This is a genomic window from Nocardia anaemiae NBRC 100462 (genome assembly GCF_001612725.1).
GTDB lineage: Bacteria > Actinomycetota > Actinomycetes > Mycobacteriales > Mycobacteriaceae > Nocardia > Nocardia anaemiae.
The window spans coordinates 64,159-78,447 of sequence record NZ_BDAZ01000022.1; the positions used below are offsets into that span (position 1 = coordinate 64,159).

General features: G+C 64.2%; 10 protein-coding genes and 2 pseudogenes. 4 read left to right on the plus strand and 8 right to left on the minus strand.

What is annotated here, in order from left to right:
- Window positions 1-11: 11 nt before the first annotated feature.
- Together NA5_RS15045 and NA5_RS15050 are read left to right on the plus strand one after the other, a co-directional pair.
- Window positions 12-860 carry a short-chain dehydrogenase/reductase gene (locus tag NA5_RS15045; RefSeq protein ID WP_245672243.1) on the plus strand — a complete coding sequence of 283 codons (849 nt, stop codon included), beginning with the start codon at window positions 12-14 and terminating at the stop codon, window positions 858-860.
- Between the two features lie 215 nt (window positions 861-1,075).
- The gene (locus NA5_RS15050) at window positions 1,076-1,384 is read left to right on the plus strand and encodes a hypothetical protein (RefSeq protein ID WP_062986225.1); all 309 of its coding nucleotides are present in this window, start codon (window positions 1,076-1,078) and stop codon (window positions 1,382-1,384) included.
- Window positions 1,385-1,474: 90 nt separating this feature from the next.
- Here the strand turns inward: NA5_RS15050 and NA5_RS43190 are convergent, their stop codons facing one another.
- From NA5_RS43190 to NA5_RS15075, 6 genes and pseudogenes are all read right to left on the minus strand, one after another.
- Entirely contained in the window at window positions 1,475-1,684 is a 210-nt protein-coding gene (locus NA5_RS43190; protein WP_084484150.1) for a MarR family transcriptional regulator, read from the minus strand.
- Between the two features lie 556 nt (window positions 1,685-2,240).
- A pseudogene (locus NA5_RS40380) lies at window positions 2,241-2,471 on the minus strand (aldehyde dehydrogenase family protein); the annotation flags it as partial.
- Window positions 2,472-2,548: 77 nt separating this feature from the next.
- On the minus strand, window positions 2,549-3,529 hold the full coding sequence (locus NA5_RS15060; protein ID WP_062986263.1) for an aldo/keto reductase: 981 nt from the start codon (window positions 3,527-3,529) through the stop codon (window positions 2,549-2,551).
- A gap of 23 nt (window positions 3,530-3,552) precedes the next feature.
- A complete protein-coding gene (locus NA5_RS15065) occupies window positions 3,553-4,380 on the minus strand; it encodes an MBL fold metallo-hydrolase (RefSeq protein WP_062986234.1) in 828 nt (275 codons plus the stop codon).
- Between the two features lie 148 nt (window positions 4,381-4,528).
- On the minus strand, window positions 4,529-5,095 hold the full coding sequence (locus NA5_RS15070; RefSeq protein WP_062986236.1) for an HtaA domain-containing protein: 567 nt from the start codon (window positions 5,093-5,095) through the stop codon (window positions 4,529-4,531).
- Window positions 5,092-5,493, minus strand: coding sequence for an oxidoreductase C-terminal domain-containing protein (locus tag NA5_RS15075; protein ID WP_062986238.1), 402 nt, complete (start codon window positions 5,491-5,493; stop codon window positions 5,092-5,094). The genes NA5_RS15070 and NA5_RS15075 overlap by 4 nt, the downstream gene beginning before the upstream one ends.
- Before the next feature lie 277 nt (window positions 5,494-5,770).
- Here NA5_RS15075 and NA5_RS15080 point away from each other — a divergent pair, with 277 nt between their 5' ends.
- Both NA5_RS15080 and NA5_RS42205 read left to right on the plus strand, forming a co-directional pair.
- Window positions 5,771-6,364: a TetR family transcriptional regulator gene (locus NA5_RS15080; protein ID WP_062986240.1), complete on the plus strand. Its 594-nt coding sequence runs from the start codon at window positions 5,771-5,773 to the stop codon at window positions 6,362-6,364.
- A gap of 2,669 nt (window positions 6,365-9,033) precedes the next feature.
- A pseudogene (locus tag NA5_RS42205) lies at window positions 9,034-9,516 on the plus strand (tyrosine-type recombinase/integrase); the annotation flags it as partial.
- Window positions 9,517-9,563: 47 nt separating this feature from the next.
- Here NA5_RS42205 and NA5_RS15100 read toward each other — a convergent pair.
- Window positions 9,564-11,408 (minus strand): recombinase family protein, encoded by a 1,845-nt coding sequence (locus tag NA5_RS15100; RefSeq protein WP_084484153.1) that lies wholly within the window; start codon window positions 11,406-11,408, stop codon window positions 9,564-9,566.
- A 729-nt stretch (window positions 11,409-12,137) separates the two neighbouring features.
- Window positions 12,138-14,289: VirB4 family type IV secretion system protein (locus NA5_RS15110; RefSeq protein WP_063813405.1), on the minus strand; the 2,152-nt coding region annotated here is incomplete at its 5' end.

Here is a 14,289-nt window from a genome sequence, read left to right on the forward strand (position 1 = left end):
AGGAGAGAACGTTGTCCGAGATCTGGCCCCTCGCCGGAAAGACGATCCTCATCACCGGCGCAGCCGGCGGCATCGGTGCCGCCAGCGCCATCGCACTCCACACCCGCGGCGCCAACATCGTGCTCACCGACATACACCTGGATGGTGCGGAGCGGCTCGCGAATCGGCTGGGTGGGAGCCGCGTGCTGCCTCTCGCACTCGATGTCACAGACCCCGACAGCCTCACGGACGCGGTCGAACAGTCGGTGGAGAAATTCGGCGGCATCGACGTCACCTTCGCCAACGCGGGTATCGCCGCTGCCGCGCCCAGCACCATCTTCACCAGCGACCCAACCGAATTCGAGCGCATCATCGAGGTCGACCTGCTCGGTGTGGTCCGGACCGTGCGTGCGACGCTGCCCCAGATCGTCGCAAGCAAGGGCCATGTGCTCGTCACGGCCTCGGTCTACGCGTACTTCAACGGAACGATCAACGCCGCGTACGCCATGTCCAAAGCCGGTGTCGAACAATTCGGCCGGGCACTTCGCACCGAACTCGCCGTGCACGGAGCCACCGCGGGCGTGCTGTATCCGGGATGGGTGCGTACGCCGATCGCGCAGAGCGCCTTCGGCGGCAACGATCTCGTCACCGCGATGCGTCGGCAGCTCTATCCTCGATTCCTCGCGGAGGCGATCGAGCCCGAGACCGTCGCCGCTCGTATCGTGGAAGGCCTCGAGTCGCGATCTCCACGCATCATGGTTCCCCGTAGGTGGGCGCCGATCTCCGCGCTGCGCGGCGTGGTCAACCCGTTGACGGACTGGGCTCTCGAGCGCAATTCGCAACTGCGAGAACAGCTACGACAGCTCGAACAAAGGGCTTGAACAACGAATGCTGGGAGCGAACGAACCCGCACTATCGCTCGAGGACGGTCATGAACTACCCGCAGAATCGGCAGTGAAGTGGTCTCAGTAGCGCACACGCCGCGAGGCAGCCGCAACAGTCCTCGGCATCGGTACGGATCGAGATTGCAAGCAGGGCGCCGCGACTCGACTACGAAGCGTCCGGGGTTCGCTCATCGTCGAGCCGAGGAAGTGCGATGACTCGAGCACGGACTCCTGGGCGCTCCTGGATCGGCATCGCTCACGAACGATTCGCCGAGGACGGGTTCGGTGGCCTGATGAAGTCGGCCGGAGGCGCGTGGGGTCCGATCGATGGTGACGTTCGTCTGCGGATCTGGCTGAACGGCATCGCTTTCGACTATCGCGCAACGGTCACCGCGGCGTACCAGTTGATTTGCGACTGGCAGAGGAGACCGTGGTGCTCGATCGAACTCGTTGTGCGCGAGGTCGACGACCGATTGCCGATGACCAGACTGCCGAATGAACGGCTGTTCTCGGGCCCGTAATCGTGTCTGCCCCAATCGAAGCGGACGCCGGCTCCGCAACTCGGAAATCTGCAGTCTAAGACATCGAGTCGGACGTATCGCCGGCTGCCGTCAGATGGCGGACCACATCGTCCAGACTCGTCGCGACAGCTTCCTGCTGGTCGGGACTGAGTGCATCGACCAGGACACGGCGGACCTTATCACGCCTCGCACATCGGTCGGGCACGTTTCGCGCCGGACCAGACCGGCGTTCTCCAGCTGCGTAATTTGATAGGTAAGGCCGCTTCTCGTGCTGTAGAGCGCGCCCGTGAGTTCTGTCATGCGAAGCCACTGGTGCAGAGCCGTAGACACGACCTAGGACCTTATATTGCGTGTGGGTCAAGCCCTCCCTCTTGCAGGGCGGAAACGCAAAAGTGAAATGTTGAATATATATATAAACTAGGTGCTTCAAAATCTGGCCTTCAGCCCGGGGTCGAAAATAGATATGGGCCGGGTAGTTCTGCCGTCGCACGATGCCCGCGTCGCCACGAAGCTGTGAATACGGAGCTACTGGGACATCATTTCTAGACGAGGAACTAGCTTTCGTCGTGTGATTCGGCTCGGCCCGTAGCGAAGCGCGGCACGGCGGTGAATGCCCGCGGGGGAGGGAGTGTCTACGTGATCGGTGTGGTGGTGACAGTCGGCCTGGCGGTGGCCACCGTGATCGTTGCGTACGCAACAGTGGCGGCGGCCTATTGGTGGGAGATGTGCACCCGGGACGCTGACGTAAGGGATGCGTCCCGTCGGTGACGGCGCGGCGCGATCTCAGCGTGCCGGCAGAGGGGTGGGGAAGGTGGGAATGCCACCGGCAGTTCGGCCAACGCGTGCTGGAATGGCCCATTTCGGCACGCTCGCGGGCCGGGGTGGCGGCCCACTCGGGCTGTGCCTTCACTGCGGCGTCCAGCGCGCGGGCGCCATCGGCGGAGCCGGCCGCGGCGACCTCGGTCAGCACCTGGCCATCGGCCGGATCGAACACCGAAAATGTGCGTCCGTCGACGGCCGGCACCTGTTCACCACCGACCCACAGCCCGGTCGGAACCGATGCGATGACTGTGTCTCTGTCGGGCATATCTTCTTCTCCTAATCGGATGTTCACCGAATGGACGGTGTTGTGGTGCGCGGCCCGGCGGGGCAGCGGCTGAGGATTCAGATGATTCCGTTGCGGACCAGGGTGTTCGCCGCTTCGAGCTTGGTGATCTCCTCGGTGGTGAGTTCGAGTTCGAGACCGGCGACGGCGTCGTCGATATGGCGTTCCTTCGTGGCACCCACAATCGGCGCCGCCACCGGGGATTTATTCGCCACCCAGGACACCGCGACCTGCGCCATCGGCGCCCCGCGAGCCTCGGCAACCTCCTGCACAGCGGTCACGACCCGCTTGTGCGATTCCTCGTCACGGGTATACAGCTGTGGCGCCAGTGTGTCGCTGGCCTCACGCCCGGACCCTTCCGAGCCCCACGGCCGGGTGAGCCGTCCGCGCGCGAGCGAGCTCCACGGCAGAATCCCCATTCCCGTGGCTTCGGCATAAGGCGCGACCTCGCGTTCCAGCTCCCGCACCAGCAAGTTGTAATGCAGCTGATTCGACACGAACTTCGTCCATCCATGCCGTTCCGCCGCGTTCTGCATGAGCGCGAGCTGCCACACCAGCACATTGCATGCGCCGATATAGCGGGCTTTGCCGGCCTTGACCACATCGTGCAGCGCTTCCATCGTCTCTTCGATCGGTGTATTCGGATCGAAAGCATGGATCTGATACAGATCGACGTAGTCGGTCCCGAGACGGCGCAGCGAGGCGTCGATCTCGTGCATGATGGCGACCCGGCTCAGTCCGGATCCGTTGCGAGACGGGCGCTGATGCGCGTAGACCTTCGTCGCGATCTGGAACTCTTCGCGCGGACCCAACTCCCTGGTCAGGGTGCCAAGGATCTCCTCGCTCGTCCCGCTGGAATACGCGTTGGAGGTGTCGAAGGTCGTGATACCCGCCTCGTAGGCGCGGCGGACGAACGGACGGGCCTCATCGAGGCCGATGGTCCACGACGGGTAGCCCTGCTCGGGGTCACCGTAGGTCATCATGCCCATGATGAGGCCGCTCATCTCCAGGCCGCTCTTGCCGAGTCGGACAGTTTTCACCTGCCGATTCCTTTCATGTGCGTTCAGTTCGTATGGATTCGGTTGCTCGGGATCGGCTGCCACTGCCGTGCGCCCTGTTTGTCACGGATGATGCGGCCGCCCTGGGTCCCCGGGAAGTGTGCGCCAAGACCGATAGCTCCGGTACGTTCCATCTCCTGCGCGAGCCGGTCGCGGGCCCTGGCTGCCGCGCCGCGATCTTCGTCCAGGCGGTCGGTCCACGCATCCTCGACCAGGAGTACGGGGTGATGCGCGGTGTCCCCCAGCAGCAATACTCGTGCTTCGCCGGTCTCGATCTCGACGAGGCAGTTGCCCGGCGTATGACCGGCGAACAGCCGCAGCGCGACCGAATCCGCGATCTCCGTTCGCTCCCCCTCGGCTAAGTCGAGAAGGTCGGAAACGGCACGGATGGTAGCGGTCACCGCGGCCGTGGCAGGGTTGCTGCCGGGATCAGCACGCATCCAGTCGTAATCAGCGCGGTGGCAGTGGTGCCGGGCGTGAGTGAAGATCGGTTCACCCGCAGGAGCGACCCAGCCGACGTGGTCCAAGTGCAGGTGGGTGAACACGACATCGGTGATCTGCTCGGGTGTGACGCCAAGATCGGCGAGCGAGTCGAACAGCTTTCCGCGCGTTTCGACGATATCGATGTTCGGTCCCAGTCCCGCGTCGACCAGGATCGTCCGGTCTCCCGAACGCAGCAGGAAACCGCCCATCGGCATGATCCAGCCCGCACCGTCGAACCACGGCGGCGCGGTCTGCCAATCTTGGCCCGCGCTGGGCGGCGGGTCGAAGAATTCGCCCGGCGGTACGGGATGCTGAGCATCGAGTACGGGATCGATGCTGGTAACGACCACGAGGTCCTCCTCGGCGTTAGGTGGCGTACTGCGGATGCAGTGGGATCAATTCCGAACGAGGCCGCGAGGGCGGTCTCGATATAGGTGAGTTCCATCAGATGCTCGGCCATCTTCCAGAACAGGTCCATGTTCGAAACGATGTCTTGTCTTACGCGGCATCAATCCGGATATCCGAGGGCAGGACGAGGTGGAGCGGGTCGAACCGCTCCCCCACGGGGTAAACACCGCCGAAAAGTTCGGCCCCCTCAGCCGTGAGCCGCAAATCGACTCCCCGCAAGCAGTTCCGGCCTATCTCCCTCGGCGCGTTGGCGAGCTGGACGAGGGAGAAGTGGGCCAGCGGAATCCGGCCCGCGGAGGCGCTCGCCTCAGGCGCCGCCACCGTCACGATCGCTGATTGGTCGCCCAATACGATGACGGGGTCGGCGATCCGGACGAAGAGCATCCCGTGGTGCCCGGAGAATCCAACGTCGCCGCGGAAGCAGATGGCTCGGCCTTCCGGAAATTCCAAGACGCCGGCGAATTCGTAGCGGAATCGTCCACCACCTCCTTTGGGTGCCGGTGCCGCACCGTCCGTAGCCGACCAGCGTCCGTCAGCCATCGACGCGATGTATGTCAGAAACTGCGTGTGAATAGTCCAGTCGAGACCGAAGTCGGAAATTGCAGCTTCGCTCTGGGGCTCGCCGGGCTCTGAGGGGCCAGATTCTGGCCCGGTCACACCGCCACCTCCACAATGTCGGCCACGATGTCGCGCTGTAGCGTCTTCAGCGAAACCGTAGTGTCGCCGGCTCGCTCGGCGTCGATCGTGCGCCCATGGTTCAGTGGGCCGCGAGCGGCCATGAAGTCGGCCGGGCGGTTGACGCATTCCGCTGCCACCGGTCGTTTCCCGCGGAAGTAGAGCGCGCAGAATGCGCCGTCCGCCACCGAGCCCCGTACGACGACGCTGTGGTGGCCGTCGGTGAGCCCGGCTACCTGGAGTTTCAGGTCGTACCGGTCCGGCCGGAACCACGGGACGGCCCGATAGCTCGCCTGCGTGCTGGCCAGTATCGCCGCAGCGACCTTGGGGTAATGCGAATGGTGATCGAAGTCGAATGTCGGCCGGGCCAACAGTGCCATCGAGGCCGCCTCCTATATGCCTTCCCCCTAGGCGGGCGTGTAGCGAAAGTCAGTGGAGTCACACTATGACACAAGTGATCGATATGACAAGACATCATTCTATGACAACTCCTGACCTGCGATTACAGAGATGAAAGCCCGGTTCGCGTCCCGGCATGCTCCACGCCTCCTCCTAGTCGTCACGACCGGCTGTGACAGGATGAAACAGCTAGAGGGAACTGTTCGGCGTACGTCGGCCCGACGGTCGCGAACCGAAACGAATACGGAGGGGGTCTGGATGTCTCGCCAATCGCTGCGCGACCGCCAACGCTCGGCAGCGCGCGACGAAATCCAGCGGGCGGCGCTCGCATTGTTCGTAGAGCGAGGCTTCGACGCGGTGTCCATCAGCGACATCGCCGCCGAGGTCGGTGTCGCGCATCGGACCTTCTACCGACACTTCCCCTCGAAAGAGGACGTCGTATTGACCGTTCTCGACGACTTCGCTCCGGCGATCCACGCCAGCCTGCGTCGGCATCCTTCCGGGCAACCCCCGTGGAAGGTCCTCCACGACGCCTTCGAGGAAGCCACCCGGACCGGGCCAACGGTGGAAGTGGCCATCATCAGGATGATCCACGAGACGCCCCGGCTCCGCGCGGTCTATTCCGAACGCCAGCGCCAGTGGGAGGCGATGGTCGCCGAAGTACTCGCGGAGCGGATGAATGTGGACTCTGATCTCGATCCTCGCCCGGGACTCTGGGCCGCCATGGCGTTCGCCATCCTCACCCGGACGACCCTCGAGAATGCGATGCGCAGTTCGCGCTACGAGCCTCTCCGAAACCTCGAACAGAGATTTCGGCAAGCTGAAGAGTTCTTCTCCGGGATCCTCGCTTAGCCTCATACGAGCGCCCCAGGGGTCGAGTCCGGGGTTTGGCGGTTGTTGGGTCGTGCGCCAGTGCGGGGCGATGGCGACCGCGTCGATCAGGTTCGGTCGTCGTGGAATGGGTTTGCGGTGCCGGTCACGCTTGGCCTTGAGGTTCGAGATCTGCTGGTCCCGGTAGTCACCGCACTACTCGGCGCATTCGGCATTGTCTTGAGAGATCTATACGAGCGCCGATCCGAGCGCGGGAAGTACAGGCGCGCTTACGATGACGCCGCACGGAAGGTCGCTTTTGCTACCGAGTGGTGGAAGGCGCAGCGGGAACTCGGCATGGGCCCTGATGAGACCTAATCGGCACGTGAAACCGCCTAATTGTGGCTCGGGGAAGCGACGGCTCTGATCGATCGGTCCGTGAAGCCGTCCCGCAGGCCAGAGGATCGATACTCCTTGACGCGCCGCGTGCTGCTGGCCTACCGGTTCAAGCGCATGTCGGCACGCGTCCTTCGAATTGTTTACTACTTCATGCTTTTCCTGATGGTTTATAACTTGGCGATCGACGTCTCGATGTCGACGCTGGATGGCTTCACGGGTGAATATTGGTCTGTGACACACCCATGGGGCTTCTCCTCTTCGGGCTCCCGGCATTGGGGGCTCGGGCCTGGGCGGTGTCCATCGAACAGCATGCGGCAAGGCGGCCGGCGGGTCCCAACGCCCAATTCCGAGCGTCGCCAATCATCAGGTGGTGCTGCCCAAAGGTTCTCGTCAGCGCCCAGCCCAACTGAGCTGGGCCCCACGAGCCTGAATCGCTTCAGGGAGGTCAATCACCAGCGGTTTTACTCTGGGTCCCCCCTGCGAGGGTTGGCAACGTCATGAGCATCGCCCGACCGCAGCACCTATGTCGCCCTCGTTGTCCTTGCGAAGGCGAGCAATTCATCGGGATCGGTGGATCTCACCGTGCCAGGGGCATGGTGAGCCCTAAACCGACTACAGGTTGGTTCCTGCATCCACCGATAACCGACTCTCTCACGCCGTGTGGGACCGAATCACAGGGGTGTCGTCATGACCACAAGTCACCTGACCTGACCCCACCGCTATTTGCCGATGATCAGCAGTTTTCGGTGCTGCAGCAGGTTGGCGTACTGGTCGATACCCCCTCCCGACTTGGACCCCCACGAGAATCGGACGAGGACTCGCTGAAAACACACCCACTCAAAGTTGCCGAAAGTAGCTGGTGGCAGGAGGTTCTTGGCGTGTCACGTTAAGACACGCCGGAAGGTAGCGGCCGATGCGCTCCGACGACCGGGTAGGAACACTTCCGCAGCGACGGTTTCGTCGCAGTACCCGTAGCTGGCAGCATTTCCCGACCGTCGGTGGCAGTGTCGCACAACCGACGCTAGCAGGGACCGCGCACCCCAGTTGTGGCGCAAACGGCCAGGATCGGCTTTTATGGATGTTGGGAGAATCAGTGGGCAGGGCGCGAAAGAGGTGCCCCATGTCTTCGATGTTGGACTTTTGGCTTTTCGCCGCCGCCCTCCCAGGGATTCGACCCAGGTGGGGATTGCGGGTGAGTCCTCTGGTCCGTTACAGCCAAACCCCGCCGGTTACGGGACGATGTGTTGCGGATTCGATGAGAAACGGCAGGCTGCGAGTGCCGAGTTCTCGCAGCTTCCCGCGGGTGGGTTGGCAGCCTGGGCAAAGGTTGAATTTCTCGATCTTCAGCGGTGTGGTCACCGCGGTCATGGCTGGAGCCGATCAGTGACTGAGCGGCCGTGTGCGAGTAACGATGGCCCGCAAGACATGCCGGGTCCAAGCTGGTCCTCAAGCGAGCTGCAACGCGAGCCGATCACCGGTTTGTTCGAAGGGTTGTACCAAACTGTCGCTGCCCCTTCGGCACCGTCGAAAGCACTGGCGGACTTCGCGTTCCCGGCGGCCCTGGACGAGGCACCGATCCCAACCCTCTACTGTTCGGTCACGACCATCGACAACCGAGGTCGACTCGCTGCCAGATCTGCAGTAAGAGTGCTGGGTTGGGCTCCAGGGCAACCGCTTTCGATGGACGTGGAGCGCGGCGTGGTAAAGGTTCGGCGGTCGCGCGATGGCCAGCCGCTCCAACAACGCGGGTTTCTCATACTTCCATCCGATATCCGCAACAAGTGTCGGCTGTATGCGGGTGATCGGGTGTTGATAGCCGTGTCCCTCGCGGATGAGGTACTCGTGGTGTATCCGCCGCGGATGTTGACGGCGGCGCTGTGGGCGTACTTCCCGGACCCGTGGCAGCAAGGGCGATGAAAGACGCCGAGGTGGCCGAACTGCTGCAGGCGATCTCGCGGCTGGGCTTGACGGTCGTGGGAAAGAATGTCGCCGTGGCGGGTGTCGAGGTGCCGACATTCGGTGAGTTCGTTCCTCGGGTGTCGTGCGCTGTGTCGGTGTTGCAGCGGGAGAGCTACACGACTTACTGGCGAATTCTCGTGGTTGCGTGGGGTCATCGGCGTTTGAGCGAGCCGACGCCCACCGAGATCCTTCATCTGATGAATCGGCACAAGGCCAACGCCGTGGTCAGGTCGAATTGGCGTGGAGGTACGGGCGCGGCCAGGAACTTCCTGCACGCGGTGCGGTGTTTGTACCGCTTCGCCGAGATGGACAGCTTGATTGCTCCGGCGGACAACCCCGCGGCCAAGGTTCCGATGCCACGGAAGCTGGAAAGTAGCCGTCACGCTTTGACTCCAGAGCAGGTTTCCGAGCTGGGGCGCGTTGCGTCTGAAACGGGCAACGATGTCGAGTTGGACGCTCTGATCGTGCGCCTGCACATCGAGACGGCATGCCGCCGTGAAGCCGCGCTCAAACTGCGTCTGGACGAGTTGAGCGCAGGCGATTGCACCGTCCTGCTGCATCACAAAGGCGGCGGGGACGCGTGGCATCCTGTGACTCCCCTGCTCATGCGCAGACTCGTCGAGCATGTCGAGAACCGGGGCGGAAGTTCCGCGAAAGCCAAGCACCGAGTGCTGCGAACCCGCGGTGGAAACCCGATCACCGGTCGACGCTACGACAACCTCCACGGCCGATTCCGCCGGTATCTACCCTGGGCTGACGCGAAAGGTGTGACCGTGCACTGGCTACGGCATACCACCTTGACGTTCGTCGAGCGAGAGTTCGGGGAAGCGGTTGCACGCCGGTACGCGGCCCACCGAGACCCGGGCACGACCGCGACACCGATCTACACGAAGGCATCCCTGGTCGAATGCGCGCAGGCATTGGTCGCAGTCACCGGGCAACCGCATCCACTTGCCCGTAGCGAACGCACTTCGACGACGCTGAAGGCCCACGAAGAGAAGGGACACGAAAAAGGGGTATGGTGATGGCATGTACACGAAAAGTGTGCATAAATACCACATTTCGAGTGTCCTGGTCCCCCTCCGGACACAGACAGTACGCCAACCCGTGGCCGTGGGTTCGTCTCGGCGGTAACCGCGTGGTCGTGGTGGTTGTAGGTGAGTTTCAGCCCGAGTTCTCGGTATACCTCCAGCTTGTCGCCGGGGTCGGCGGCCCGCAGGATCGCCAGGATTCCACCGAGTGCCTCGACCAGTTGACGGATTTCGTCGCGGCTCATTCGGTGAGCGAGTGTGGCGTGATTCGTCGCTGCCGTGAGTTGAGCGGCCAGGACCGTCCGTTCGCGGTGTATGTCGCTGCTCCACGCGGCGACCATCGCGGGGTCTGCACCGGCTTCCAGAGCGGCGCGGTGTCGGGTGAGTTTGCGGTCGCATTCGGCGATCGCTCGGCGTAGTGGGTCCGATGTCGCTGTCGTATCGGGTTGAGCGGACTCCAACTGGGTCAGTGTGCATTCGACTCTTTCGGGTTCGAAAACCTCTGCGAGCCAGTTGTCGATGGGGTCGATGAGCATGTCTTCTTTCAAGAAGACGTTGGTGGGGTGTTCGAGGCTGTTGGCGATGGCGTACTCCTGTGGATAGCGGCATCGGTAGAAGGCCGCGCCGCGGAACCAGTTGCCCTGCATCTTGCGTCCGCAGGTGTCGTGGGTCACGAGGCCCTTGAACGCATAGGGGTGAGTGCGACGGACTACCGCACGGGGTGACCGTGGGCTCCGCGACGCGAATCGAGCCTGCACCTGCTCGAAGGTGTCTTTCGTGATGATCACGTCGTGCACCGGCTGATCGGAATAGACCCAGTCGGTTTTCCGGTTCCATGCCAGCCGGGTGTCGTGGCCGAGGGCGACGTCGTCCACGTCGATGAGCGATTCCTGCTTGCGCTGCTTGTTCCACACCTCGTGGCCGGTGTAGCGGGGATTGGCGAGGATCGCCCGGACAGCGCTCTTGGACCAGGCAGCACCGGACCGATGTGAATTGCGCTTGCGGTCGTGAGCCGAGGGGCACAGGATCTCATCGGCTGTCAGGCGCTGCGCGATGGCGAAGATGCCTATCCCCGTGAGGAACTCGCTGTAGATGCGTCGCACGACCGGCGCCGTTTGCGGGTCGGCTTCGAGCCGACGCAGTCGTCTTCCCTCGGCGGCCTTGCCGGGGTTGGGATGAGGACCGGCGTCAGCGAGACGATAACCGTATGGGGGTCGTCCGCCGAGATAACGTCCTTCGACCTGGGCCTGGGCCGCCATCGCCGCTCGGACTCGGATCTTGATTCGACTGCGCTCCCCCTTCGACATACCGCCGAAGACCGACATGATCAGATCGTGTGCTTCGGACTCGGGATCGATCGGACCGCCGACTTCGGGCACCCACAGTTCGATGCCGTAGTGGGTGAACACCGGGAAGGTCAATCCGAACTGGTTGCCGTAGAAGGCACGTTGCGGTTCTCCGATGACGACGGCGTCGAATCCTCGGTCAGGCTGCTTGAGTAACTCGAGCAGCTTGGAGGCTTTCGGGCGACGTTTCCACGGAATTGAGCGCGACTGCCCCACGTCGAAGAATTCGGCGACTATATCGCCGTGCCGCTCGGTCAACGCCCGGGCTCTGGCGAGCTGCCAGTTGCGTGAGGTTTCCGGATCCTGTTGATCTTCGGTGGACACTCGGCCCAGAAATGCGAAAAGCTTCATCAGGCTGCTCGGCTCCCATAGTCGTCGCTTCCGGCTTCCAGACCGGCGAAGTAGTCGGAGGTGATCGCAACATTTCGAACGAGATGTAGTAGCCGGGCTGCGGCGAACGGCGACAGTACCGGTGCGTCGGTTGGTACCGCGACTGTAAGTTCCCTTTCCACAGGCGATTCCGCTGGGATTCCCGCAGTTTCATTTTTACCATCGGTCGGATCTGTTTGTGCGGGTGGAATATCCATGCTGACCCTTCGGGACGGACTCTTGATTGTCATGCTTCGTTCGGCAGTTCCCGCGCGAGCAAGGAACAAATGCCGCTCGCATTACGGCGCGACGACAGCGACTTCCGTGAACGCATGGAGAAGTCGAGTTCTTTTGGTGTGTGGGTCATTTCATCTCCTTTCCCGTGTCGATGTCGTTTCCTTCGTGCCCCGAATGCGGGTCCATGAACGCTCCCTACAACCGGCCGTGTCAAGCGAACCCGGATTGCTCGCGCGCCACCCATGCGGGTTCCTGCGCGATCTTCGGCCGCGACTCGCTCGGGACGTGGTGCCGCTGATTCCGGGTCGGACACATGGGAATCCGAACGCGCCGCGAACTGGCGACAGCCGCGCATTCGGGCGGCGCGACAGCTGATCTGGTCTTGGCGTCGGGTGGGTGTCGCCCCCTCCATCGGGGTGCGTGAATCCGGTCCCCGCGATCGGCGACAGCACCGCGCATGTGGCGAATCCGGGCTCATGTTGCCCGCCCATCGAGGAATACCTCTTGTCCGCTGTCGTCATCGATGTCGTCGTCAGCGAGGTCTGCGGTTGCCGTGGCGGTGTCGCCGGGGTCGGGTTCGGTGAGCGGTGCCAGTGGCCGGACCCGGTCGAGATCGATGTCGGTGTCGACGCTGTCGCTGGTGGCGAGTTCGCTGGGGTCAGTGGTGATCAGAGCGTTTTCGGTGGGTGAGGCCAGGGATGCGAAGACGGCTCGGTCGGCACCGACTGCGAGTAGGCCGCTGCCGCGTGCCGCTGAGAGCAGGAATTGTTGTTCGCCCTCGGAGAGCCGGAACGCGGCGGCGACCTCGTCGATGGCTTGGGGGGCTTGGCGCAACAGGATCTGGGTGGCGGCGTTGGACACGATCGCGCGCCCCAGCTCGGTGGAGAGCACATCGGCGCTGTCCTGGGTGGCGACGGTGAGCCCGGCCCAGTGTTTGCGGAAACTCTTCGCCGCCCGGAACAGGAACTGCGCGGCGGCGGGTTGACGCATGAGCAGCCACGCCTCGTCCACCGTGATCATCCGAGGCCGCCGATCGGCCGGGCTCGACACTCGCCGCCAGGTCGCGTCCAACACCAGCAGGGTCCCGATCGTCTTGCATTCCTCGGGCAACTCGCGCAGAGAGAACACCACCAGCCCGCCCTCGGGGTCGGTGGTGGTCGCCCCGTCCAACAGTCCCGCATAGGCCCCGCCACCGACGTAGGGGTGCAGTGCGGCGGCCAACTCTTCGGCGGCGGGCGTGGCGAGGCGGCCCAGTTGGTCACGCAATCGGCTCAGTGTCGGGGCGGGTCGGGTCCAGGTGGCAGGGTCGTCGGTGATCCCGACAGCGGCATAGGTGGCTGTCAAGGCGGTGTCCAGGGCTGCGCGTTGCGCGGAGGTTTGGTCACCGAGCAGGACGTGGATGAGGGTGTGCAGGAACAGTTTCCGGCGTGTGAGGGCGTCGGCGGGGGCGCTGCGCCGTCCGTCGGGGCGGGTGTGGATTTCCAGGTCGAACGGGTTGAGTCGCCCCCCGGTGGTGCCGAGGCGGATGTGGGTGCCGCCGACCGCTGTAGCGAGGCGCCGGTATTCGTCCTCGGGGTCGATGACGACCTGCTCGATACCGCGATACAGCGAGCGCAGGATCTCGGTCTTGACCAGATACGACTTCCCCGCCCCGCTACGGCCCAGGATCACCATGTTGTGGTTGTGGGCCTCGGGAGCGAACCGGTCCACGAACAACAACCCTGAGGCGGCGTCGCGGCCGTAGAGCACTCCCTCGGGGCGTGCGGCGTGGACCGGGTCGGCGGCGGGCAGTTGTGGGGAGTCGAACGGGAACGCGGCAGCGAGGGCGGCGGTGTCGAAGGTGCGCCGCACCCGGATCAAATCGAGGCCCAGGGGCAGGGTGGTCGCCCAGGCTTGGGCGGCGCGGTAGGCGAGGGTGCAGGTGTCGATGAGCAGGCTCGCCGCCAACGCCCGCACCGCGGCGACCTCATCGGCCAGTTCCGTTTCGGTGTCGGCGTGCACGGTGAGATACACCCCGGCCCGGAACAGCCGCGCCTCCGCGCGAGCGACCCGCGCCGACAACTCGGCGGCGTCCTCGACCGCGACGTCGATGTGCGGGTCGGACAGTCGGCCCCGCCCGGCGTCGTGCATGCGGGAGGACTCCAACCGGGCCAGTTGGTGGCGGAGCCGGGTGGCGGCGGTGACCGGGTCGACGGGATCGATGTGCACGGCGACCTCGACCCGACCGGGATGGGTCAACAGCGGCGCGAGCCATCCGGCGGTGACTTCTCGCGGATATCCGGTGACCGCGAGGGTCGCCGCCCAATCGGAGCCGATCTCGAGATGGCGGGTGCCGATCGTCAGCGACTGCGGCGCGAACCCAGTGTCGAGCGCGAACGGGTCGGCGCGGCCGAAATCGGTGTCGGTGTCGGTGTCGGTGAATCCGGTGGCGGTGATGATGGCCTCGCGGGGTGCCACGTCGGCGGCGGCCGACACCAGTCCCTCGGGGTTGGCGCAGCCGCTCAGGACGGCGGTGGCTTGGAGGTCATCGAGGGCGGTGATCGTGATCCCCAGCGGGGCGAGGGTGTCGGCGGCCTCGGTCAGGCGGCGCAGGAGCCGTGACTCGGCGCCTCGGCGCGCGGCGGCC

What these genes read in the sequence shown, in the direction of transcription:
- NA5_RS15050 (WP_062986225.1), top strand. Translation starts at nt 1,076, where the DNA reads ATGACTCGAGCACGGACTCCTGGGCGCTCCTGGATCGGCATCGCTCAC.
- NA5_RS43190 (WP_084484150.1), bottom strand. Translation starts at nt 1,684, where the DNA reads ATGACAGAACTCACGGGCGCGCTCTACAGCACGAGAAGCGGCCTTACC.
- NA5_RS15075 (WP_062986238.1), bottom strand. Translation starts at nt 5,493, where the DNA reads ATGGCACTGTTGGCCCGGCCGACATTCGACTTCGATCACCATTCGCAT.
- NA5_RS15080 (WP_062986240.1), top strand. Translation starts at nt 5,771, where the DNA reads ATGTCTCGCCAATCGCTGCGCGACCGCCAACGCTCGGCAGCGCGCGAC.
- NA5_RS15100 (WP_084484153.1), bottom strand. Translation starts at nt 11,408, where the DNA reads ATGAAGCTTTTCGCATTTCTGGGCCGAGTGTCCACCGAAGATCAACAG.